General features: G+C 69.9%; 20 protein-coding genes and 1 pseudogene. 13 read left to right on the top strand and 8 right to left on the bottom strand.

Features of this window, described 5'->3' with window-relative positions; all coding sequences use genetic code 11:
• Window positions 1-55 precede the first annotated feature (55 nt).
• From VHD82_RS22000 to VHD82_RS21985, 4 genes are all read left to right on the top strand, one after another.
• A complete protein-coding gene (locus tag VHD82_RS22000) occupies window positions 56-1,309 on the top strand; it encodes a glycosyltransferase (RefSeq protein ID WP_325706924.1) in 1,254 nt (417 codons plus the stop codon).
• Between the two features lie 19 nt (window positions 1,310-1,328).
• On the top strand, window positions 1,329-3,305 hold the full coding sequence (locus tag VHD82_RS21995) for an ArnT family glycosyltransferase (protein ID WP_325706921.1): 1,977 nt from the start codon (window positions 1,329-1,331) through the stop codon (window positions 3,303-3,305).
• A gap of 133 nt (window positions 3,306-3,438) precedes the next feature.
• Window positions 3,439-4,161, top strand: coding sequence for a serine/threonine protein phosphatase (locus tag VHD82_RS21990; protein ID WP_325706918.1), 723 nt, complete (start codon window positions 3,439-3,441; stop codon window positions 4,159-4,161).
• Between the two features lie 101 nt (window positions 4,162-4,262).
• Window positions 4,263-5,003 carry an alpha/beta hydrolase family protein gene (locus VHD82_RS21985; RefSeq protein ID WP_325706915.1) on the top strand — a complete coding sequence of 247 codons (741 nt, stop codon included), beginning with the start codon at window positions 4,263-4,265 and terminating at the stop codon, window positions 5,001-5,003.
• Here the strand turns inward: VHD82_RS21985 and VHD82_RS21980 are convergent.
• From VHD82_RS21980 to VHD82_RS21965, 4 genes are all read right to left on the bottom strand, one after another.
• Window positions 4,942-6,330: a GH1 family beta-glucosidase gene (locus tag VHD82_RS21980; protein WP_325706912.1), complete on the bottom strand. Its 1,389-nt coding sequence runs from the start codon at window positions 6,328-6,330 to the stop codon at window positions 4,942-4,944. The genes VHD82_RS21985 and VHD82_RS21980 overlap by 62 nt on opposite strands.
• Before the next feature lie 2 nt (window positions 6,331-6,332).
• Entirely contained in the window at window positions 6,333-7,160 is an 828-nt protein-coding gene (locus VHD82_RS21975; protein WP_325706909.1) for a carbohydrate ABC transporter permease, read from the bottom strand.
• Window positions 7,157-8,125: a sugar ABC transporter permease gene (locus tag VHD82_RS21970; RefSeq protein WP_325706906.1), complete on the bottom strand. Its 969-nt coding sequence runs from the start codon at window positions 8,123-8,125 to the stop codon at window positions 7,157-7,159. The genes VHD82_RS21975 and VHD82_RS21970 overlap by 4 nt, the downstream gene beginning before the upstream one ends.
• A gap of 67 nt (window positions 8,126-8,192) precedes the next feature.
• Window positions 8,193-9,437: an ABC transporter substrate-binding protein gene (locus VHD82_RS21965; RefSeq protein WP_414637565.1), complete on the bottom strand. Its 1,245-nt coding sequence runs from the start codon at window positions 9,435-9,437 to the stop codon at window positions 8,193-8,195.
• 145 nt (window positions 9,438-9,582) lie between these two features.
• Between VHD82_RS21965 and VHD82_RS21960 the strand changes: the two genes are divergently transcribed.
• From VHD82_RS21960 to VHD82_RS21950, 3 genes are all read left to right on the top strand, one after another.
• Complete coding sequence (locus tag VHD82_RS21960; RefSeq protein ID WP_325706900.1) at window positions 9,583-10,632, top strand: LacI family DNA-binding transcriptional regulator; 1,050 nt, start codon at window positions 9,583-9,585, stop codon at window positions 10,630-10,632.
• A gap of 98 nt (window positions 10,633-10,730) precedes the next feature.
• A complete protein-coding gene (locus tag VHD82_RS21955; protein ID WP_325706897.1) occupies window positions 10,731-11,909 on the top strand; it encodes an amidohydrolase family protein in 1,179 nt (392 codons plus the stop codon).
• A gap of 40 nt (window positions 11,910-11,949) precedes the next feature.
• On the top strand, window positions 11,950-12,192 hold the full coding sequence (locus tag VHD82_RS21950; RefSeq protein ID WP_325706894.1) for a DUF2630 family protein: 243 nt from the start codon (window positions 11,950-11,952) through the stop codon (window positions 12,190-12,192).
• 6 nt (window positions 12,193-12,198) lie between these two features.
• On the opposite strand, the gene VHD82_RS21945 is transcribed toward VHD82_RS21950, so the two are convergent.
• Both VHD82_RS21945 and VHD82_RS21940 read right to left on the bottom strand, forming a co-directional pair.
• Entirely contained in the window at window positions 12,199-12,603 is a 405-nt protein-coding gene (locus tag VHD82_RS21945; RefSeq protein ID WP_325706891.1) for a hypothetical protein, read from the bottom strand.
• Window positions 12,600-17,243 carry a DUF6531 domain-containing protein gene (locus VHD82_RS21940; RefSeq protein ID WP_325706888.1) on the bottom strand — a complete coding sequence of 1,548 codons (4,644 nt, stop codon included), beginning with the start codon at window positions 17,241-17,243 and terminating at the stop codon, window positions 12,600-12,602. Before VHD82_RS21940 ends, VHD82_RS21945 begins: the two co-directional genes overlap by 4 nt.
• A gap of 131 nt (window positions 17,244-17,374) precedes the next feature.
• Between VHD82_RS21940 and VHD82_RS21935 the strand changes: the two genes are divergently transcribed.
• Both VHD82_RS21935 and VHD82_RS21930 read left to right on the top strand, forming a co-directional pair.
• A complete protein-coding gene (locus VHD82_RS21935; RefSeq protein WP_325706885.1) occupies window positions 17,375-18,079 on the top strand; it encodes a response regulator transcription factor in 705 nt (234 codons plus the stop codon).
• Entirely contained in the window at window positions 18,076-19,563 is a 1,488-nt protein-coding gene (locus VHD82_RS21930) for a HAMP domain-containing sensor histidine kinase (protein ID WP_325706882.1), read from the top strand. The genes VHD82_RS21935 and VHD82_RS21930 overlap by 4 nt, the downstream gene beginning before the upstream one ends.
• Before the next feature lies 1 nt (window position 19,564).
• Here the strand turns inward: VHD82_RS21930 and VHD82_RS21925 are convergent, their stop codons facing one another.
• A complete protein-coding gene (locus VHD82_RS21925) occupies window positions 19,565-19,981 on the bottom strand; it encodes a hypothetical protein (protein ID WP_325706879.1) in 417 nt (138 codons plus the stop codon).
• A 132-nt stretch (window positions 19,982-20,113) separates the two neighbouring features.
• Between VHD82_RS21925 and VHD82_RS21920 the strand changes: the two genes are divergently transcribed.
• The 4 genes and pseudogenes from VHD82_RS21920 to VHD82_RS21905 all read left to right on the top strand — a co-directional run bounded on the left by VHD82_RS21920 (window position 20,114) and on the right by VHD82_RS21905 (window position 22,500).
• On the top strand, window positions 20,114-20,986 hold the full coding sequence (locus tag VHD82_RS21920; RefSeq protein WP_325706876.1) for a polysaccharide deacetylase family protein: 873 nt from the start codon (window positions 20,114-20,116) through the stop codon (window positions 20,984-20,986).
• Window positions 20,878-21,333: pseudogene (locus VHD82_RS21915) on the top strand (glycosyltransferase family 2 protein); the annotation flags it as partial. The gene VHD82_RS21920 and the pseudogene VHD82_RS21915, both read left to right, overlap by 109 nt.
• A gap of 103 nt (window positions 21,334-21,436) precedes the next feature.
• Window positions 21,437-21,976 carry a hypothetical protein gene (locus VHD82_RS21910; RefSeq protein ID WP_325707561.1) on the top strand — a complete coding sequence of 180 codons (540 nt, stop codon included), beginning with the start codon at window positions 21,437-21,439 and terminating at the stop codon, window positions 21,974-21,976.
• Window positions 21,973-22,500, top strand: coding sequence for a response regulator (locus tag VHD82_RS21905; RefSeq protein WP_325707536.1), 528 nt, complete (start codon window positions 21,973-21,975; stop codon window positions 22,498-22,500). The genes VHD82_RS21910 and VHD82_RS21905 overlap by 4 nt, the downstream gene beginning before the upstream one ends.
• Here the strand turns inward: VHD82_RS21905 and VHD82_RS21900 are convergent.
• On the bottom strand, window positions 22,413-23,036 hold the full coding sequence (locus VHD82_RS21900; RefSeq protein ID WP_325706872.1) for a histone deacetylase: 624 nt from the start codon (window positions 23,034-23,036) through the stop codon (window positions 22,413-22,415). The two genes, VHD82_RS21905 and VHD82_RS21900, sit on opposite strands and share 88 nt — an antisense overlap.
• Window positions 23,037-23,040: the final 4 nt, after the last annotated feature.

Here is a 23,040-nt window from a genome sequence, read left to right as displayed (position 1 = left end):
AACGCCCACAGCGCAGGCACAACGACACCCCAGTACCGAGACGGATCGTAGAAGCATGACAGCCACGATGTACACCGAAACCGGTCCACGGCCCGGGACCGCACCGGTCGACACCCGGACCGTCACGCCGGTGCTCGACGTCGTCATTCCCGTCTACAACGAGGAAACCGACCTGGAGCCGTGCATCCGCCGGCTGCACGGGCACATGTCGGCCACCCTGCCCTACACCTTCCGCATCACCGTCGCCGACAATGCCAGTACCGACACGACGTTGCACGTCGCCGAGCGGCTGGCGCGGGAGTTCGACGAGGTCGAGGTCCGGCACCTGGCGCAGAAAGGCCGTGGCCGCGCGCTGAACGCGGTGTGGTCCACTTCGGACGCGCCCGTCCTCGCCTACATGGATGTCGACCTGTCGACCGATCTCACCGCGCTCGGGCCACTCGTCGCGCCGCTGATCTCCGGGCATTCCGATCTCGCGATCGGCTCGCGGCTGGCGAAGGGGGCCCGGGTGGTGCGCGGGCCGAAGCGCGAGTTCATTTCCCGTTGCTACAACCTGATTCTCCGTGGTGCGCTGGCCGCCAGGTTCTCCGACGCGCAGTGCGGGTTCAAGGCGATCCGCGCCGACGTGGCCCGGCAATTATTGCCACTCGTCGAGGATACGGGCTGGTTCTTCGACACCGAACTGCTCGTGCTCGCCCAGCGCGCGGGGCTGCGGACACACGAAATCCCGGTGGACTGGGTCGACGACCCGGACTCCTCGGTGAACATCGTCGCCACCGCCACCGCCGACCTCAAGGGCGTGGCGAGGATGATCCGCGGCTTCGCGACCGGAACTCTGCCCGTCAGCGAACTCCGGGCACAGCTGGGCCGCCAACCGATCGGCGTGTCCACCCCGGGCGTGCCCCCGAAACTGGCCACCCAGCTGGTGCGGTTCGCGGTGGTCGGGATCGGCAGCACGCTCGCCTACCTGCTGCTGTTCCTGTTGCTGCGCACGGGAATGGGCGCGCAGGTGGCGAACTTCCTCGCGCTCGGGGTCACCGCGATCGCGAACACCGCGGTCAACCGCCGGGTCACCTTCGGCATCCGCGGACCGGCACGCGCCGCGCGGCACCAGTTCGAGGGGCTGGTCGTGTTCGGCCTCGGGCTGGTGCTCACCAGTGGCTCGCTCGCCCTGCTGAACGCACTCGCCGCGCCAGGCGTCGCGCTCGAACTCACCGTGCTCGTGCCGGCCAGCCTGGCCGCCACGATCCTCCGTTTCGTTCTGCTGCGGGGCTGGGTCTTCCATCCGCGGCGTCAGTCGGACCACTGAAACCCCTTGGGAGAGAACAATGACCAGCGTTCTGACGGGCCCGCCCCGCACGGAACCGCGGCACCGGGCACCCGATGGAGCCCCGCCGCACGGACACGGCAGGACGCGCCGCCTGCTCCTCGGCAACGGTGATCAGCCGTCCTGGGTGCGCCCGGCCGTGCTGCTCCTGCTCGCCGGCACGGCGATGCTGTACTTCTGGGACCTGACCGCTTCCGGCTACGGCAACAGTTTCTACGCCGCCGCCGTCCAGGCGGGCACCGAAAACTGGAAGGCGTGGCTGTTCGGCTCGCTCGACTCCGGCAACTCGATCACTGTCGACAAGCCGCCCGCGGCTCTGTGGGTGGCGGTCGCCTTCGCCCGGGTCTTCGGCTTCTCCAGCTTCACCGTCCTGGCGCCACAGGCGTTCATGGGCATCGCCTCCGTCGGCCTGCTCTACGCGACGGTGAAACGCACTTCCGGCCCGGTCACCGGGCTGTTCGCCGGGGCCGCCCTGGCGCTGACTCCGGTGGCGGCACTGATGTTCCGCTTCAACAACCCGGACGCGCTGCTCGTCCTGCTGCTCGTCGCGGGCGCCTACTGCACAGTGCGCGCCATCGAAAAGGCCAGTCCGCAGTGGCTGGCGCTGGCCGGGGTCGCGGTCGGTTTCGGCTTCCTGACCAAGATGATGCAGGCGTTCCTGGTGCTGCCCGCCTTCGGGCTGGCCTACCTGCTCGCGGCGAAGACCTCGCTCGGGAAACGCCTCCTGCATCTGCTCGGCGCCGTGGTCGCGGTGATCGTTTCGGCGGGCTGGTTCGTGGCGCTGGTGGAAATCTGGCCGGCCGCGAGCCGCCCGTACATCGGCGGGTCGACGAACAACTCCCTGCTGGAACTCGCGCTGGGCTACAACGGTCTCGGCCGGATCTTCGGCGGTGACGGCAACGCCGGGGGTGGTGGCGGCGGTGGCAACGCCGGCTTCGGCGGCAGCGCGGGGATCACCCGGATGTTCAACTCGGCCTTCGGCGGCGAGATCTCCTGGCTCCTGCCCGCCGCGCTGATCGGATTGGTGGCCGGGCTGTGGTTCACCCGCCGGGCACCGCGCACCGACAAGACCCGGATGGCCCTGGTGCTGTGGGGCGGCTGGCTGCTGGTGACCGGGGTGGTGTTCAGCTACATGAGCGGCACCGTGCACCCGTACTACTCGGTGCAGCTGGCGCCCGCGATCGCCGCGCTGGTGGCGATGTCGGTGCGGGCGCTGTGGCAGGGCAGGCACAACGTGCCGGCGCGCGCGGTGCTGGCGGGGATGATCGCGGTGACGGCGGTCTGGGACTACATCCTGCTGGACCGCAGCTCCGACTACCTGCCTTGGCTCAAGTTCGTGATCGCCGCGCTGGGTGTGCTCGGCGCCACGGCGATCGCCGTCGGGGTGCACGAATTCCGGCGGATGGCGACCGTGTTGATCACCGCGGCGGTACTGGTGTTCGGCCTTGGCACCACGGCATACGCGGTGACCACCGCGGGCCAGGCGCACACCGGTTCGATCCCGACCTCGGGGCCGACCACGAGCGCGATCGGCGGCGGCATGGGAGGCGGCTCGATGGGCGGCCAGACAGGTGGAACGCCTCCGGGGCAGTCGGCCGCTTCGTCCACTTCGGACACCGCGGCCGCACGCAGTGGTGGCGTGTCGTCCAGCAGCACCGCGCTGAGCACCCTGTTGTCGCAGACGACCACGAAGTGGGCCGCGGCGGCCGGCAGCTCACAGACCGCGGCGGAGCTGGAGCTCTCCAGCGGCAAGGCGGTAATCGCGATCGGCGGCTGGAGCGGCACCGACGACTCCCCGACGCTGGCCCAGTTCCAGTCCTACGTGGCTTCCGGGCAGGTCACGTACTACATCGCCGGTGGCCAGGGCGGCGGGATGAGCGGCGGCACGGACTCGTCGTCGAGCCAGATCCAGTCGTGGGTGGAGGCGAACTACAGCTCCATCACCGTCGGCGGCACGACGGTGTACGTGCTGAGCTGAGTCCCGGGCGAAGGGGGGCCGGGTGCCACCCGGCCCCGCTTCGCTGCGCAATCACAGGTTCACTTCACATCCGGCACAGCACGGCCACAGCGGAGCGGACGAAACTCGAAGACACAGGCCGAAGGAGGGCATCATGATCCACCCCCTCACCCACATCCCCACCTGGCACACCGCGAGCGCGCAGGGCCCGCGCTCCGTCAACGCGGACGCGGTCGGCGCCTACGGCGATCCCGGGCAAACAGTCTTCGCGCTGGCCGACGGGGTCGGCGACGACCACACGGCCGCGCGGGCAGCGCGCATCGCCTGCGCCGCAGCGGTGCGGACGCCGCCAGGCGAAGGCCCGATCGCCGCGCTGCTCGCGGCACAGCGCGCTGTCCGCGCGGACCCAGCGGCAGGCGACTGCGTGCTCGTGGTCGCGTTGCCCTTCGCCGGGGGCTACCGGATCGGCTGGGTCGGAGACGTGCGCGCCTACGCCTGGACCCGTTCGACGTTGCGGCCCCTGACGAAGGACCACACGCTGGCGGAGTACTTCCGAGACCGCGGCGAGGAGGTGGTACCGCGGATGGAACACATCGTGACCACCAGCGTGCGCACCGCCGAAGCGACGGCCTTCGGGCGCGCCGAGGTGCGCGGCCTCGCTGGGCTGCTGCTCACCAGCGACGGCGTGCACAAGAACCTTTCGCTCGCGGCGATGGCGGAACTGGTGCGCCGGGCCGGGAATTCCGCTCAGTCCCTTGTGGACTCCGCGCTGGCCGTCGGCGGCACCGACAACGCGACCGCGCTGCTCGCCGAACTGCCGCCGTCCCCAGGGCCCGAGCCGGCAACCGAGGCGTTCACCTCGCCGGTCGCCGCCTGAGTTTGGCGGCGAACAGGTATCAGTTGGCATCCAACCGGTAGCAAGCCACGCCCCGCACTGGCGACACTTGTCTCGATGGCATACGAGACAAGGAGAAACGCATGACGACGTTCGTCCTCGTGCCAGGCGGCTGGAAGGGCTCCTGGGCCTACGAGGCGGTGGTTCCGCTGCTGGAGCGTGCCGGTCACACCGTGCACGCCCTGACCCTGACCGGTCTGCGGCCGGGCGACGACCCCGCGACGGTCGCGGCCGCCAACCTCGACACGCACGCCGACGACGTGCTGCGGCACCTCGATCGCCACCACATCACCGACGCGACGCTGGTCGGCCACAGCTACGCCGGGATGGTGATCGCCGCCGCCGCGGACCGCGCGGACGGCCGGATCTCGCGCCTGGTGCATCTCGACGCCTACGTGCCGCGCGAGGGCGAGTCGTGCTGGTCGGCGACGAACGACTATTTCCGGGGCGTGTTCGCGACCGGCGCCGCCGGCAGCGGCTATGCCGTGCGGCCGCCGGGCAACGGCGACCCCCGCCGCCGTCCGCACCCCCTCGCCTCGTTCCTGCAGACGATCCGGCTCACCGGCACGCCCATCCCCCATCGCGAGTTCGTCTACTGCTCGGGCTGGGAGCACCAAACGCCGTTCGCCCCGCTGCGCGCCCGGCTCGAAGCCGATCCCGGGTGGCGTGTCCACGTCCTCCCGACCGGCCACAACGCCATGAAGGAGGCCCCCGACGCGGTAGCCGCGATACTGCTCGGCGACCGGGGCCGAACCGCCGCGTTCACAGTCCGGGCAATGCGTTCGCCGCGATCACTTTCGCGTAGAAATCCGCCGATTGTTTGAGTGTGCGGCGCTGTGTTTCGTAATCGACGTGCACGAGGCCGAACCTCTTGGCATACCCCTCGGCCCATTCGAAATTGTCCAGCAGGGACCAGTAGAAGTACCCGCGCAGGTCCACTCCCCTTGCCAGCGCGGCATGTGCGGCTCGAAGGTGCGCGTCCAGGAAAGCTATCCGGTCTTTGTCGGCGATCTGGCCGTCGGCATCGGTGACATCGGGATACGCCGCACCGTTTTCCGTCACATAAAGCGGAATATGCGGGTAATCCCGGTGCACGGACACCAGTGTGTCGGTCAGTTTGCCCGGCTCGACCTGCCAGCCGGAATCGGTGCGTGGCGCGTCCGGGTCGGGAATGAACCGGACCTCGCCCGCACCTATCCATTCCGGGCCCGCCGGCTCCGAGCCCGGCACCGGCTCGCGCGTGACCTCGTAGCCCCGGTAGTAGTTGACACCCAGCATGTCGATCGGGGTCGAGATCAGGCCGAGATCCCCGTCCCGCACGAGTTCGCCGAACCCGAACGGCGCCAGGTCGGCGAGCACGTCCTCGGGGTACCGGCCGAGCAGCACCGGGTCCATGAACAGCCGGTTCATCAGCCCGTCGATCTTGCGCACCGCCTCCGGGTCCGGGCCCTGGACCGGGTACAGGTTCAGCGTGATGCCGGACTCCGCCGCCGGCGCGTGCCGCCGCAGTTCCGCCATGCCCAGACCGTGCGCCAGCAACAGGTGATGGGCCGCCGCGACGGCCGCCTCCGGGTCCTGACGGCCGGGCGCGTGCACCCCCGACCCGTAGCCGAGGAACGCCGAGCACCACGGCTCGTTCAGCGTGGACCACAACGGGATCCGGTCGCCGAGCCGTTCGGCCGCGGCTTCCGCGAAGCCGGCGAAGTGGTAGGCCGTGTCGCGATTCGCCCAGCCGCCATCGGCTTCCAGCGCCTGTGGCAGGTCGAAGTGGTACAGCGTGGCCCACGGCCGGATCCCGTTGGCCAGCAGCTCGTCCACCAGCCGGTCGTAGAAGTCCAGCCCTGGCGGGTTCACCTTGCCGCCGTCCGGCCGGACCCGCGACCAGGCCAGGGAAAACCGGTATGTGCCGAGCCCGAGCTCGCGCATCAGCGCGACGTCCTCGCGGTAGCGGCGGTAGTGATCCGCCGCCGGGTCGCCGGTGTCCCCGCCGGCGATCGCCCCCGGGCGGCGGCAGAAGGCATCCCAGCTGGAGTCGGTGCGACCGTCCACTGTGGTCGAACCTTCGATCTGGAAGGCGGCGGTGCTGGCACCCCACACGAAGCCCGTGGGAAACTTCAGCCCCGCCGCGACTCGTTCACCGAGAACGGACATGCCTAACCTTTCACAGCGCCCTGCATGATCCCGGCCACGATCTGGCGGCCGAGCAGCAGGAAGACGATGAGGATCGGGATGGTGGCCAGCGTTGTTCCCGCCAGCACCAGTGAATAGTCGACGTAGTAACCGCTCTGCAGCCGCTCCAGCGCGAGCTGCACGGTCGGGTTCTCCGCGTTGAGCACGATCAGCGGCCAGAGGAAATCGTTCCAGGACATCATGAACGTGAACATCGCGAGCACCGCGGCGGCGGGCCGGATGGCGGGCACGCAGACGTTCCAGAAGGTGCGGAACACGCTGCAGCCGTCCACCCGCGCCGCCTCGATCAGCTCGTAGGGCACGGCGTCCACAATGTACTGACGCATCCAGAACACACCGAACGCGGTGACCAGGTTCGGCACGATCACCGCCTGCAGGTGCCCGGCCCAGCCGAACTGCGACATCGCGATGAACAGCGGGATGATGCCCAGCTGGGTGGGCACCGCGAGGGTCACCACGATGAACACGAACAACGGGTTGCTGCCACGGAAGCGCAGTTTGGCGAAGGCGAACCCGGCCAGCGACGAGAACAGCACCGTGGTCAGGGTGACGGTGCCGGAGACGATCACGCTGTTGCCCAGCGCCTTCCAGAACGCGACCACGTCGAACACCCTGGCCGCGTTGGCGAAGAAGTTCCCGCCCGGCACCAGCGACGGGAGACCCTCGCCCAGCATCCCGCTGTCGCGGCTGGCCACCAGGAACGACCAGTAGAACGGGAAGAACGACACCAGCACGAACACGACCAGCGCCGCGTAGACGAAGAAGTTCGGCTTGCCGAGGCGGGAGTTCACCGCAGCCTCCCCATTCTCCTGGTGATCAGGAAGTTGACCACCGCGATCGCGATGATCAGCAGGAACAGCACCCAGGCGATCGCCGACGCGTAACCGAGGTCGAAGTTCTCGAAGCCGGATTGGTACATGTAAAGGGTCACGGTCTGGAACTGGTGGGAGGAGCCGCCGTTGTTCGAACCCGGCATCGCGTCGAACAGCTTCGGCTCGGTGAAGATCTGCAGCCCGCCGATGGTCGAGGTGATCACCACGAAGATCAGCGTCGGGCGCAGCATCGGCAGCGTCACGTGCAGGAACCGGCGGATCGCCCCGGCGCCGTCCACGACCGCCGCCTCCATCACGTCCTTCGGCAGCGCCTGCATGGCCGCCAGCACGATCAGCGCGTTGTAGCCGGTCCAGCGCCAGTTCACCATCGTGGCGATCGCGACGTGGCTGGCGAACCTGTTGGCCTGCCATTCGATCCGGTCCAGGCCGAGCCCTTCGAAGATCACGTTGACCAGGCCGTACCGGGGGCCGAAGAGGTTGCTGAAGATGATGCCGAGCGCGACGAGGCTCGCCGCGTAGGGCAGCAGGATGCCGACGCGCCAGGTGGTCGGGCCGCGCAGCCGCATGTTGAGCAGCGCCGCGAGCAGCACGGCGACGATCACCTGCGGGATACTGGAAAGCAGGAAGATCGACACCGTGTTCACCACCGCGTTCCAGAACTGCCCGTCGCCGAAGAGATCGACGTAGTTCCGGAAGCCGAGGAACTTCGGGTGGTCGTCGCCGATCTCCCAGTCGAACATCGACACATACGCCGTGTAGAGCAGCGGGAACAGGCCCGCGACACCGAACACGACGAAGAACGGCGCGATGTAGAGGTAGGGCGAGGCTTTGACGTCCCAGCGGGACAGCCGGTAGCGCCACTTCTTCCGGGGAGGGTCCCCGCGCGGCACCTGCTGCCGGGGTTCGAGCACGGTGCTCGTCATCCGGGCCTTCCTTTCCATGCCAGGCCTCACCGGTGTGCCCGCGCGGGCGGGCACACCGGTGACAGGGTCACTTGACGATGCGTTTCGCGCCGTCGACGACCTGGTTCCAGGCCTGGTCCGCCGCGGTGCCCTGTTCGACGGCCTGCAGGGCCGGGGTGGTGACGTTCTCCTGGATCTGGCCGTCACCGGGGCCCTTGTACTGCGCCTTGGTCACCTTCTGCGCCTGGGTGGCGTAGAGCTGGCCCACCTTCGCGCCGCCGAAGTACGCGTCGGTCTGGTTCAGCAGTTCCGGCGAGGACAGGTCCTGCACCTGACTGGGGAAGTTTCCCTTGGCCTGGAAGGCTTTCAGCTGCTGCTCGGGCGCGGTCAGCCAGGCCGCGAACTCCGCGGCCTCCTTCGGGTGCTTGCTCTGCTTGGGCACGGTCAGGTACGAACCGCCCCAGTTGCCGCCGCCGTTGGGGAACGCGTCGGTGACCGCCCATTTGCCCGCGTTGTCCGGGCCGGCGTCCTCCTTGACCACGCCGAGCATCCACGACGGGCAGACGGTGGTCGCGAACGCGCCTTGCGCGAAGCCGGTCTTCCACTCGTTGCCGAACGCCGTGAGCTTGGCCGACTGGCCCTGGCCGATCGCGGTGGTGATCCGGTTCCAGGCCGCCTTGATGCCCGGGTTCGACTCGATCGTCAGCTGGTCGTTGCGGTCGAGATAGCCGACGTCGAGCTGGTTGACCATCGAGTTGTACAGCTGTGAGGACGCGTCGAACCACGCCTTGCCGCCGGTCTTCCGCACGTACTGCTGCCCGGCCGCGAAGTAGCTGTCCCAGGAGGAGAACAGGCTCTTCACGCCTTCGGGGTCGGACGGCAGCCCGGCCGCGGCCAGCAGATCCTTGCGGTAGCACAGCGCGAGCGGGCCGATGTCCGTGCCGTAGCCGATCAGCCTGCCGTCCTTGTCCTTGCCTGCCTCGTACTTCCACGGCAGCCACCGGTCCGCGGTGACGTCCTTGGGGCCGATTTCGTTGAGGTCGTTGAACTTGCCGGACTTGTCGATGATGTCGGAGAAGTGGCCCTCCTCCACCGCGGCGACGTCCTCCAGCCCGGAGCCCGCGGCCAGTTTGGTGATCAGGTTCTGGTGGTACGGGCCGCCTTCGCCGGTCTTGTGGTGGGTGATCTTGATGTTGGGGTGCAGCTGTTCGTACTCCGTGATCAGGTTCTCGTAGCCGAACTCGGTGAACGTGCCGATGGTCAGCTCGATCTGCCCGGAGTCCCCGGACGAGGACCCGCCGCCACCGCAGGCGGCCAGGCTCGCGCCCAGCATCGCCAGTCCGATCGCGAGGCTCACACCCTTGTGAAGATGTCGCACGTCTCTTCCCTTGCTAGTGGGGTTCGCGAGGAGAGAACTGGGAGCGCTCCCAGAACGAGACCGAGTGTGTCGCCGACCACGACGGGTGTCAAGTTGCGATATGGTTGAGAGCGCTCCCAGCAGGAAGGGAAAGTACGTGGATGATCGGCCGACTTTGGAGGACGTCGCGGCCTTTGCCGGGGTGTCCCGCTCCACGGCTTCGCGCGCACTGAACGGCGACGCAAACGTCAGCTCCCGTGCCAAGGATGCCGTACTGGCCGCGGCGCGGGATCTCGGCTACTCGCCGAACCAGGCCGCCCGCTCGCTGGTCACCCGGCGCACCGGCGCGGTCGCGGTCGTACTGTCCGAGCCGGAGGACGTTCTGCTCGGCGACCCGTACCGCAACGCGGTGATGCGCGCCGGCTACCGGGCGCTGGCGGATTCGGGCAGCCAGATGGTGTTGCTGTTCAACGACGGGCCGGACGACCACGCCCGCACCATCCGCTTCCTCGAAGGCGGCCACGTGGACGGCGCGCTGGTCTTCGCCCCGCACCGGGCCGACCCGCTCCCCCGTGCGCTACGGCTGTTGCGGCTGCCGATCGTATTCGGCGGCCAGGCCGGCGACCTCACCCGCGGGGTGCACGTGGTCGACTTCGACAACCAGGACGGCGCACGCCTTGCGGTGCAACACCTTCTGGACCGCGGGCGCAGGCGGATCGCGACCGTCGCGGGGCCGCAGGACCAGACGGCGGCGGTGCACCGGCTCTGGGGCTGGCAGCGGACACTCATCGACGCGGGCCTCGATCCCGCCGGGCTTTCCGAGGAGGGAGACTTCACTTTGGACGGTGGCCGCAGGGCGATGGAACGGTTGCTGGCAAGGGAACCCGAAGTGGATGGCGTGTTCGTGGCGAGCGACCTGATGGCCGCGGGCGCGTTGCGGGCGCTGGGCGCGGCGGGCAGGCGGGTCCCGGCGGACATCTCGGTGATCGGCTTCGACGACCATCCGATGCTGGCGCCGACGATGGAGCCGCCACTGACCACCGTGCACCAGAGCCCGGCCGATCAGGTCGGCGAAATGGTGCGTCAGCTCAACGCGCTGCTCGCCGGGGAGGCGCTGCCCCCGCGGCGGACCGTGCTGCCGGTTTCGGTGAAGGTACGGGAATCCGCGTAACAACGGCATTCTGTTGGCCAATCCCCAACGATTTTGTGGAATGCCAACACAATCGTAGGCTGGGAGCATCCGCGCCGGAACGGTCGGAGGGGACGACCATGCGCATCGCGATCAGGGCCGAAAGACTCTTCGACGGCACCAGAATGCTCGCCGATCCGACGCTGCTCATCGACGGCAGCCGGATCGTCGGCGTGGACTACGACTTCCCGCCCCCGCCCGACGCCCTGCTCGTCGACCTGCCCGGCACCACCCTGCTGCCCGGCCTGATCGACACGCATGTCCACCTGGCCTTCGACGCGAGCACCGATCCGGTGGGCGCGCTCGCCGCCCGGGACGACGCGGCGGCGTTGCGTGCCATGGGAGACGCGGCCCGCACGGCGCTGCGAGCCGGGATCACGACGGTGCGGGATCTGGGTGACCGCGGGTATCTCGCCCTGCGGCTCCGGGGAACCGCGGGCACGCTGCCCACGATCCTGGCGTCCGGCCCGCCGATCACGGTGCCCGGCGGCCATTGTCATTTCCTCGGCGGCGAAATCGGGCCGGGCGGGATTCGAGCGGCCGTGCGGGAGCACGCCGAGCACGGGGTGGACATCATCAAGATCATGGCCAGCGGCGGCACGCTCACCCCGGGCACCCGCCAGGAAACCGCGCAGTTCGACCGCGCCGAGCTGGCCGGCGCGGTCGACGAGGCGCACCGGCACGGCCTGCCGGTCACGGTGCACGCGCACGCCACACAGTCCATTGTGGACGCTGTCGCGGCCGGGGCGGACGGGCTGGAGCACGTGTCGTTCTGGACCGCCGACGGGGTCGACGTGCCCTCATCCGAGCTGGTGCGCCGCATCGCGCACCGGCAGATCGCGGTCGGCGCGACCCTGGCGATCGCCCCGGTTCCCGGCGCGAACCCGCCGCCCCAGGTGCGGCGGCGGATGGCGCTGATCATCGCGAACCACCATCGGCTGGTGAAGGCGGGGGCCCGCGTGGCCGCCGGGACCGACGCGGGCATCGGCCCGCCCAAACCGCACGACGTGCTGACCTACGCGCCGCTGCGGCTGGCCCAGCTCGGCTTGCGGCCCGCGCAGGCGTTGCGGGCGATGACCGAGGTGGCCGCCGACGTGTGCGGGCTGGGCAGCCGGAAGGGCCGGCTCGCGCCCGGGTTCGACGCGGATCTGCTCGCCGTGGACGGGGACCCCCTGGAAGACCCCGCCGCACTGCGCCGCGTTCGGGCCGTCTTCACCGAGGGCGTCCAGGTGGCGGTGAACGTGACCCCACCGGGTTGACCCCGCACGAACAGCGGTGATCGAGGGTACGGTGACTTCCGTGAGCGACAAGGACATCATCGGCAACATCGACGAGCTCATCGCCGAGGAGCACGAGCTGCGGCAAAAGGCCGTCGGCGGCGGGCTCGACGACGCGGGCCAGGCCCGGATCAAGCAGGTGGAGCAGCAGCTCGACCAGTGCTGGGACCTGCTGCGCCAGCGGCGCGCCCGGCGCGAGTTCGGCGAGAGCGAGTCCGGCGCCCAGGTGCGCCCGGCGCGCGAGGTGGAGAACTACCGCCAGTAGCGGAGCTCAGCCGTAGACGGTGACGAGGCCCTGCCCACTCCGGGCCGCGGAGCGCAGGGCGTCCACGATCGTCCCGACCGCCTTGGCGTCTTCGGCGGCGGTGCCTTCCGGCAGCGAACCGGCGTCGTTGAGCGCGGCCGCGACCTCGTCCGCCGAAAGCCAGCCCACGCTCGGATAACTCTCCTCGGCGGCCCCACCGCGGTTCAGCAGGTGCTCCACGGTTTCCCCGCCGAGCACCGCGGCCGCGAGGCGGCCGAGCAGTTCGTGGCGGAACCATTCGCCGCCCGAGGAACTGTGGTCGATCGAAGCGGCGAATTCCCCGCGCTCCCGCACGGCCTCGGGCGTGGGCGCTTCGCGCACCGCGGCCACGTCGTCCGGCCGCGCCCGCCGGAATTCCAGGATGTAGCTCATAGCGCCGCCTTCCCCGCGAGCACGTCCACGCTGAAGGTGCCGTCCCCGTTGTCGAACGCCTGGGTGCGCACCGGGGTGTAGGTGAGCGTCCCGTTCGCCTGGTGCTGCAGGACCTGCCGGCCCAGCAGGTTACGGCCGTCCTGCAGGTCCGATTTGCTCATCGTGTGCCCGATATCGGTCAGGTAGCCCTGGGAACCCTGCTGCAGCACCGGCGAGGCACCGGTGTTGTTGTGGTTGAAAACCTGCGGGATCGGGTCACCGGCCTTGAAGTTCTGGTTCTTCAGATCGTCGATGGCGGACGTGCTGGTCATCCGCTGCCACGGCTGCTTCTGGTTCTGCACGGTGGTCACGTGGTCGTACGCCTGCTGCCCGGTCACGTCCTGGTGGAAGTACGCCTGCTCCCGTTCCCCGAGCTTCGAGCCGCCGCCCTTGGCCTCGACCACGTTCAGGGTCTTGCCGTCCCAGTGCGCCACGTCCGTGACGCCGGAACTGCTGAACTTCACCGCATGCGACCAGGGCTGCCCCGGGTTGGTGGGCAGGTTGTGCGGTGCGGCGTCGGTGGCGGTGTGCAGGCCGCCGGGGATCTGCTGCCCGCTGCCGGCCCGCAGGTACTCGAGCGCACCATGCTCGCCCATCGCCTCGGAATCGGTTTTCTTCTTGCCGTCGTTGAGATACTTGTTCGCGGCCGCGTCGAGATCGGGGTTGTCGATCACGTGGTCCTTGTTGAACTTGCTGTCCGACATCCCCTTGGACCCGCTGCTGTTGACCAGGTGCGGGTTGGTGTTCGCCCCCGGGTTCGCGGGCGCGGACGCGGAGCCGGTGCTGTTCGAACAGGTCAGGCCGAGCGGGTCGGCCGCCGCGAGCGGATTCGGCACGTACGCGACCGGGTTCGGCGCCGGGGCAAGGCCGAGCGGATCCGGGCTGACGTACCGGGCCGTCGCTGGGTCGTAGTAACGGAAAACGTTGTAATGCAGGCCCGTTTCCGCGTCGTGGTACTGGCCGGGGAACCGTAGCGGCGTGTCCGCGGGGAACTCCGGAGCGCCGGTGCGGGGCGCGCCCCACAGCGTGCTGTGCGAGCGCCAGGCGACCGAGCCGCCGGTGTCACGCAACTCGACCGGGGTGCCGGCCTGGTCGGTGTGTATCGTGAAGAACCGCTGGATTCCTTGCTGCGCGGCGGTTTCCGCCTGCGCGAGCGGCCGGTTGCTTCCGTCGTACACCCAGGTGGTGGCCGGCCCGCCGGTACGGATCTCCTCGATGAGCACCGGGCCGTCCCAGACGAACTCGACGTGTTCGGTCACCGCGCCCGCCGCGTCCAGCCGCTGCTTCGCGATCCGGCGGCCGAGCGGGTCGTAGCGGTACCGCCAGCGGGCGCCGTCGGGCGTGGTCACGCCGAGCAGCCTGTCCTGCGGGCCCCAGACGTAGTGCCACTCCCGCGGGCCGTCCGGGGTGAGACGGGCGCTGTGCACCAGCCGGCCCAGCGCGTCGTAACGGTAGCTGGTGGCTCCGGCCTGCACCAGCGAAGTGCCGGCGTAACGGTGCAGCCCCGCCAGCGGCGAGGTGGTGAGGTTGCCCAGCGCGTCGTACCGGTAGCGCTCCACGTCGGTGGGCCGGGTGACCTCGCTGATCCGGCCGTTGGCGTCGAGCTGGTAGCGCTCGGTCCTGCGGCCCGCGTCCAGCGCGCGGGGATCGACCACGTGCTCGCCGACTTCCAGCGAAACCAAGGCACCGTCCGCGGCATACCGGGTCCGGCTGTCCACTCCGGACGGTGTGCGGCGGCGCACGGTGCGGGTCGCCTCGTCGTACTCGAAGGTGACCGTGCGGCCGTTGACCGTCTGCGAAGTGACGCGGCCGGCGCCGTCGCGGGTCAGGGTCAGTTCGGCGTCCGGGCTCGTCGCGGACACCAGCTGCCCCACCGGGTCGTAGGCGTACGTGGTGACCCCGGCCGCGGTGCGCTGCTCGACCACGTTGCCCACCACGTCATAGCCGTACTCGACGATGTCGCCGGCCGCGTCGACGGTACGGACGAGCCGGCCCGCCGGGTCGTAGGCGAACCGCGTGCGGCGGCCGTCGAGGTCGGTCGATTCGACGAGCCTGCCCACCGGGTCGTAGCGGTAGCGCCACGTCTGCCCGAGCGCGTTGGTGACGCCGATCAGCCGGGATTCGGTGTCATAGGCGTACTCCGTGCGCGCGCCCGCCGGATCGGTCTCGGCGACGAGCAGGCCGAAGCGGCCGTATTGCTTGCGCCGCGTGTTGCCCGCCGCGTCGCGGTGCTCGATCTCGTTGCCCTCCGGGTCGTATCGCCACTGCTCCCTGGCATCCGCGGCGGCGCGCCAGGCGAGCTTGCCCTCGATGGTCCAGCCCACCTCGGCCGCGCCGGGCATGGCCGTCGGCCTGCCGAACATGTCCCGCGGCACCTCTCCGGCGCGGCCCTCGGACGCGGGAACCGTTGTGGTGACAGGCAAATCTTCGGTGACCGACACGCCGATCGGCTCCTGGAACGGGTCCGGCCGCTTGTCGTAGCTGCGCCGCCAGACCCTGTCCTCGCCGGTGACCTCGATGTCCAGACCACCGGCGTCCACCGCCACCCGGCTGCCGTCCGGCCGGACCACGACCGCGAGCGCGCCGTCGGCACCGTACTCGAAGCGCGTGGTGCGGCCCAGCGGATCCGTGCGGGCCAGCAACCGGTGCCGCGCGTCCCAGTCGAAAGCCGTGGTGTGGCCCAGCGCGTCGGTCTGCCGGACTGTCTGGTGGCGCTCGTTGAGCTCGTATTCGGTGACGTGGCCGAGCGAGTCGGTGAACCGGGTGGCGCGACGCGCGGAGTCGTAGGAGAACGTGCTGCTCAGCCTGCCGTCCGCGCCGATGGTGCGCACGCAACGGCCTTCGGCGTCGTACTCGTAGCGGTACCAGGTGCCGGTGCGGTCCTGCCAGCCGGTCAGCCTGCCCGCGTCGTCGTAGTCGAAGCGGGTGGCCAGGCCCGAGGAGTTGACCAGCTCGGCCAGCCTGCCGCGATCGTCGTAGCCGTAACGCACCACGAGCACGTCGGCCGGCTCGGTGCTGTGCACGGGGTTCAGCACGTGCAGTTCGTTCACCCGGCCCCGCGCGGTGCGCAACTCGACGCGGTATCCGGCGGAATGGCGCAACAGCAAGGCTTCCGCGTGCCGCTCGACGTCGATCCGGGCACCGTCGCCGTCGATGATCGCGTCCAGCTCGAAGGCCGCACCGGAGCGGGTGCCGAACGACAGCGTGCGCCCTTCGGCCGCCACCGCGTAGGTGCCGTCCGGCCGCTGCGAAAGCGGCCAGGCCGGCCCGACCACGGGCTCCACCGCTACCCCGGGCCGGGGGTGCGGGTACACGAGGATCGCGCCGTCCGCGGTCAGGAAGCAGACGCCCTCGGCGTCGACCTCCAGCCGCTGGTCGACGGTGGCGGCCCAGCCCGGCCCGAACCAGCGCCCCGCCCGGTACCCGGAGATGTGCGTGCGCTCCAGTACGAGCGGGAACGGGTCCGGCAGCTCCAGGTCGACCTCGGTGAGCACGACCTCCCCGGTGCCCACGTCGATCGGGTCGGTGACGCAGTCGCGGTTCGGGGTGGTGGTGCCGGTGTCGTTGGGGTCCTTGGGCCGGTGGTCGCCCGAGGGCGTGGTGGTGTCGCCGAGGCCGCGCGTGCCGTCGCCGGACGGTCCGCTGTCGCCGGTGGTGTCGAACTTGTCACCGCCGCCGCTCTTGCCCGAGCCGGAAGGCGTGGTGTCGCCCGCGCCCGAAGGCGTGGTGTTCCCGTCGGTCTTGCCCGTGTTCCCCGCGCCCGACGGCGTTGTCTTGTCCCCCACCGGGTCCAGGTTCTTCGCGCCTGAAGGCAGCGTGTCCACCTTCGTCGTGGTGGCGTTCTTGCCCGGCTTGAGCCCCTTCAGGCTCTTCGACGCGCCCTTGAACAGGTCACCGGCCTTGCCGAGCAGCTTGCCCAGCTCCCCCAGCGCCTTGGTCAGGTTCTTCAGCAGGCTCGCGATGTCCTTGGCCGTCTTCGCGACCAGGTTCACCACCTGCGGCACCACCCAGGTCAGCCCGATGCCGAGGGTGAACAGCACCTGCAGCGCCCAGGACACCAGGTGCCCCACCACTTGCGCGATGGTGTCCCGCACCAGCATCCGCACGGCCGCCACGACCTCGCCCGCGGTCTTCACCCCGCTGGCCGCGCCTTCGCACGCCTCGCCCGCGCCCTGCAGCACCTTGGCGACCTCGGCCGCCTGCTGCCGGTAGGCGTCCGCGCCGGGGCCGGTCCAGCTCTGGATGTCGGCGTTGACCTGGTTCGCCAGCTCCGTGCTGACGCTGCCCAGCTCCCCCGCGATGTTCTTCCAGGTCTCCGAATGCGCGGTGATCTGGTCCGGGTCACCCGCGAGCTTGTCGAGCATCTCCTTCAACGGCCCGACGTGCTCCATCAGCCAGCCGACCCCGGCGGCGAGGATCGAGCCGAACGGGTCCGTGACGAACGCCAGCGCGTCCATCGCCGTGCCGGCCACGCCCATGACCGTCGAGGCCCAGTCGCCGCTCTCGATGCCCTGCTTGAGGCTCTGCGCATCCTCCAAAAAGGACACCCCGGAGACCGCGGTGGTCGAATCCTGCTGCTGGGCCACCAGCGGGTTGGACATCCGGCAAACTCCCCATGTCGAGCACGTGTCGTTCAGTTCTACCACTTCACAGCCCGCGCTCAGGCTCTTCCCAACTCCCTGCCAACTTCGACGGCGAGGGTGGCGGTGAGCTGGGAAGGGAGTCCGGGCAGGTGCGAGCGGAACGACAGGCGCGGCTGCTGGTCGTGGACGACGAACCGAACATGGTGGAACTGCTCGCGGCGAGCCTGCGGTTCGCCGGATTCGAGGTGACCACCGCACCCGACGGGACTGCCGCGATCGCCGAAGCCCGCCGCCACCGCCCGGACCTGCTGGTGCTCGACGTGATGATGCCCGGGCTCGACGGGTTCGACGTGGTGCGCCGGCTGCGCTCGGAAGGTATGCGGGCGCCGGTGTTGTTCCTCTCGGCACGGGACTCGCCCGAGGACAAGGTGACCGGTCTGACTCTGGGCGGGGACGACTACGTCACCAAACCGTTCAGCCTGGACGAGCTGATCGCCCGGATCGGCGCCGTGCTGCGCCGCAGCGACGGGCCGGGCGCGGTGCCGGCGTCCGGGCGGCTGGTCTTCGCCGACATCGAACTGGACGAGGGCACGCACGAGGTGTTCAAGGCCGGCAGGCAGATCGAGCTGTCCCCCACGGAATTCCGGCTGCTGCGGTACCTCCTGCTCAACGTCGGCCGGGTGCTGTCCAAGGAGCAGATCCTCGCGGGGGTGTGGCATTTCGACTACAACGGCAACAACGGGGTCGTCGAGTCCTACGTTTCCTATCTGCGGCGCAAGATCGACACCACCGAGCCGCGGCTGCTGCGCACCGTGCGGGGGGTCGGTTACCAGCTGCGCGCGCCCCGGCGATGACCGCCGTCCGCGTCTGGCTGCGGACTTCGCTGGCGCGGGTCCCGCTGCGGACCATGCTGATCGTGCTGCTGCTCACGCTGATCGTGGCGGCGCTGCTGGCGGTCGCGTTCGCCTCCACCGCGGCGCTGCATTCGTACCTGCTCGACGGCATCGACGAGCGGCTGCACCAGCTCGGCCAGACGGCGAGCGAACTGAGCGGGATCCAGCAGAACTCCGCGCCACGGCTGCCCAGTGATTTCGTGGTCGTGGTGATGGACTCCTCCGGGCACGTGGTCAAGACCATCGCTTCCCCGCTGCAGGAGCAGTCCGCGACCCCGGCGATCCCGGCGATGACCCCGGACCAGGTCCGCGCGCTCGGCGACGGGCTGCTCACCGTGGATTCGGCCAACGGCGCCGACGGCAGCTGGCGGGTGCTCGCGACGGTCGCCTCGGATGGCTCGTCCACGGTCTTCGTCGCGACGAGCCTGTCCGCGGTCGACGCCACCGTGAGCCGGCTTTCGCTGCTGGACCTGCTGATCGGCGGGATCGTGCTGCTGGTGTTCACAGTGCTGGCCCGCTGGCTGGTGCGCCGCAGCCTGCGGCCGCTCACCGAGGTGGAGCGCACCGCCGAGGCGATCATGGCCGGGGATCTGGCGTACCGGGTGCCCGTCCGCGACACCCGCACCGAGGTCGGCAAGCTGAGCCTGGCGTTCAACAGCATGCTGAACCGGATCGAGACCTCCTTCCACGCGCAACGGATCTCCGAGTCGAATGCGCGGCAGTCCGAGGAACGGATGCGCCGGTTCGTCGCCGACGCCGGCCACGAACTGCGCACCCCGCTCGCGTCCATCCGAGGGTTCGCCGAGCTGTACCGGCACGGCGCGGGCAGCGAGAGCCTGGACGTGCCCCGGATCATGAGCCGGATCGAGTCCGAGTCGATCCGGATGGGCAGGCTGGTGCAGGACCTGTTGCTGCTGGCGCGGCTGGACGAAGAGCGGGAGCTGCAGTTCGGCCCGGTGGATCTGGTGGAACTGGCGGTGGACGCGGTGCACGACGCCCGCGCGCTGGCGCCGGAACGCAGTGTCTCGCTCGACGTGGACTGCGCGGGCGGGCCGGCCGTGGTGCGCGGCGACGACCACCGGATCCGCCAGATCCTGACGAACCTGGTCGCCAACGCGGTCAACCACACCGAGGCGTCGATCACCGTGCGGGTGCGCACCGGCGGCGACGAGTTCGCCTCGCTCGAGGTCGCCGACGACGGGCCCGGACTGTCCGAAGAGCACGCTTCGCGGCTGTTCGAACGCTTCTACCGCGCGGACGTTTCCCGCGCCCGCTCCAGCGGCGGATCCGGGCTCGGGCTGGCCATCGTCGCCGCGCTCGCCGCCGCGCACGGCGGAAAGGCCGAAGTGGACACTGCGCCCGGCGAAGGCGCGACCTTCCGGATTCTCCTTCCCCTGCAAGCGAAATCACCGGGCTTCACCGGGATGCTGCCGACCGCTGGGTGATTCACCGGCTCGATACAGCCGGTTCCCAGGATCCGCCGCCCATCGCCTTGAGCGCGGTGACCTCCCGCAGGATCGTGCTGTCCGCAAGGGATTTGGTGGCGCCCCACGTCGGCGTACAACCGGACTCACCCGCCAGTACGAAGGCGAGCACGAAATCCCGCTGTCCGGTCGTGCCGGCTAACTGGTCCAGCGCCGGATGCGCGCCCGTCACCTCCACATACGGTGCGAAATCGGTGCCCTGCCGGGAAGTTCCCGTGCTCGAACAGGCGGCGACCGCCGGGATCGTCACGGTGCTGCTGGCCTGTCTGCTCGCCGTTTCGGGCATCGCGCACTCCACCATCGGCAACGACGCGGACGCCGATCCCAGCGGCAGTGCCACCTCCGTACCGTCCTCGATCCTCAGCGGCGGCGCGATCATCGACGCCACCGGCGATTCGGTGGTCTCCTACGCCGTCCCGGACAAGACCATCGTGCTCACCTTCGACGACGACCCACCGAACAGATACTCGCCGTACTGGCCGCCAACGACGTGCCCGGCACGTTCTTCGAGGTGGGCACGAACATCGCCAAGCACCCCGGCGTCGTGCGGGACGTCGTGGACAGCGGTTCGGAGATCGGCCTGCACACCTTCACCCACCCCGACCTGACGAAGGTTTCGGACTCGCGGATGGAGCTGGAGCTGTCGGAGACCCAGCCGGCGCCGGCGGGCGCGGCGGACATCACCTCGAACCTCGTGCGCCCGCCGTACTCGGCCACGCCGAAGGCGCTGGACAACAACGACTACACCGAGGTGCGGAAGCTCGGCGACCTCGGCTACCTCACCGTACTGACCGATTTGGACAGTCAGGACTGGCAGACCGACCTGAGCGTGGCCCAGACGGTGGCCAACGCGACCCCGGAAGACGGGGCGGGCGGCGTCATCCTGATGCACGACGCGGACGGCGACCGGAGCAAGACCGTCGAACTGCTGGAGCAGCTGATCCCGAAGCTCAAGGCCGAGGGCTACACGTTCACCAACGTCACGGGCGCGCTGAACATGGCCAAGGCCAACGGCACCGCGAGTACCGCGGACCAGGTGCGCGGCACGGTGCTGGTCACCGCTGTCGACCTGTCGACCGGCTTCCTCACCACGCTCACCTGGTCGCTGGTCGGCGTCGGCGGGCTCACCGTGGCGCGGCTGCTGCTGATGGTGGTCTTCGCCAGGCGGCACAAGAAGAAGCGGCGCGACCCGGACTTCGCGTGGGGGCCACCGGTGCGGGCACCGGTCTCGGTCGTCGTGCCCGCCTACAACGAAAGGAATGCGTCGAAAACACGATCAGATCCCTGCTCGCGAGCGATCATCCGATCGAGATCATCGTGGTGGACGACGGTTCCACCGACAACACCGCCGAACTCGCGCGCGGCCGCCCGGCGGTGCGCGTGATCCGGCAGGAGAACGCGGGCAAGGCCGCGGCGCTCAACACCGGGATCGCCGCCGCCCGGCACGGGCTGATCGTGATGATGGACGGCGACACGGTGTTCGAGCCGACCACCGTCGGCAGGCTGGTGCAGCCGTTCGCCGATCCCGCGATCGGCGCGGTGGCGGGCAACGCGAAGATCGCCAACCGGTGCGGGCTGCTCGCGAAATGGCAGCACATCGAGTACGTGGTGGGCTTCAACATCGACCGTCCCGTCTACGACCAGCTGCATTGCATGCTGACCGTGCCGGGCGCGGTGGGCGCGTTCCGGCGCCGGGGGCTGACCGAGGTCCGCGGGGTCAGCGACGACACGCTGGCCGAGGACACCGATCTCACGATTGCGTTGTCCCGCAAGGGATGGCGCGTGGTGTACGAGGAACTGGACGGAGGCGCCCTCGAAGCTGCGGCAGTTGTGGATGCAGCGTTACCGGTGGTGCTACGGGACGATCCAGTCGATGTGGAAGCACCGGCGCGCCGTGCTCGAGCGCGGCCCGTCGGGCCGGATCGGCCGGTGGGGCCTGCTGCACCTGGCGCTGTTCCAGGTCGTGCTGCCCACGGTGGCGCCGCTGGTCGACGTGCTCGCGGTGTACGGGATGTTCTTCCTGAACCCGGCGCTGACCGCCGGGGCCTGGCTGGGCATGCTGCTGGTCCAGTTCCTCGGCGCGGTGTACGCCTTCCGGCTGGACGGAGAGAAGCTGCGGCCGCTGCGGCCGCTTCCGTTGCAGCAGATCGTCTACCGGCAGCTGATGTACGGCGTGCTCCTCCAGTCGGTGCTGACCGCGCTGGCCGGCACCCGGTTGCGCTGGCAGAAGCTGCGCCGGTCCGGCGGACTGGGCTCGGCGCTGCCCGCGCCGGGTTCGGGGCCGGGAACCATCAGCGATCTCCCAGCGGTTTCTGGGCCCCCGCCCAGGTCCGGAGCGCACCCTGGGAAGTACCAGGACAGGAGGAAATCATGACAATGGCAACACCGGCGCCCCGAGTGTCCGAAAAGGACACTCCGGCGCGAAGGCGAGGAGTACTCGTCGTGGACGACAACGCGACCCTGCGCGAGCTGCTCGTGCGCGGCCTGCGTTGGGAAGGGTTCGAGGCCTGCGGCGCGGAGGACGCGCTGCACGCGATCGTCCTGCTGGACGGGTTCCGGCCGGATCTGATCGTGACCGACGTGCAGATGCCAGGGATGAGCGGGCTCGAGTTCGCCGGCATCGTGCGTGAGCGGGACACCGCCACGCCGGTGCTGGTGATCAGCGGGCGGGATGCGGAGTCCGACAAGGCCGCCGCGTTCGCCGCGGGTGCCGACGCGTACCTGGTGAAACCCTTCGGCTGGGCCGAACTGCTGCACCGGGTACAAACGCTGCTCGGGCCGGCCGCGTCTGCGGAAATGTCCCCTCGCGGTCAAGAACGCCGTTCGCCGTTCATGACCAGCCCGGCGATCGCCTCCGCCGACCAGACGCCCGCCGCCCCGGGCAGCGCCGCCAGGTAGGCGCCGATCCGCTCCGGCGTCCAGCCGTGGCCCTCCGCGAGCCCGCTCGCCAGCATCCGCAGGTAGGCCGGGGCGGGCGGGTTCTTCACCACGTCGGCGGCCGACCACGGAGCCGTGAACGTCAGCACCGGGAAACCGTCGCGCTCCCCCACGTACAGAAGGGTTTCGTAGCGACCGGGGCCGAGTTCCTGGCGGCCGTGGGCGAGCACCTCGGTCAGGTCCAGGTCCTCACCCGGCTCGCGGTACATCTCCTGCGCCGCGATGTCGGAGAACTGGCCGGGCGTGACCAGATACGCCCGGGCGGCGGCGGCGCCGGGCAGCGCCGGGTCGTAGAACGCGCGCCCGCCGGTCCACGTCTCCGACTCGGTGGCGAAGTAGACCCCGCCGGGCAGGCAATGCGGCAGGACCCGCCGCGGCGGCGACGCGTCCCGGCAACCGGGGCAGGTGCGCAGGGCGCCCGGCGGGGCCCCGCCGTCGAGGTAGTACCGCAGGCGGCCGGCGTGCATGTTCGAGCCGTAGCTGACGTACCAGAGCACGCCC

Source organism: Amycolatopsis sp. (assembly GCF_035546795.1).
Taxonomy (GTDB): Bacteria; Actinomycetota; Actinomycetes; order Mycobacteriales; family Pseudonocardiaceae; genus Amycolatopsis_E.
This window is presented reverse-complemented; position numbering and strand designations above follow the sequence as displayed.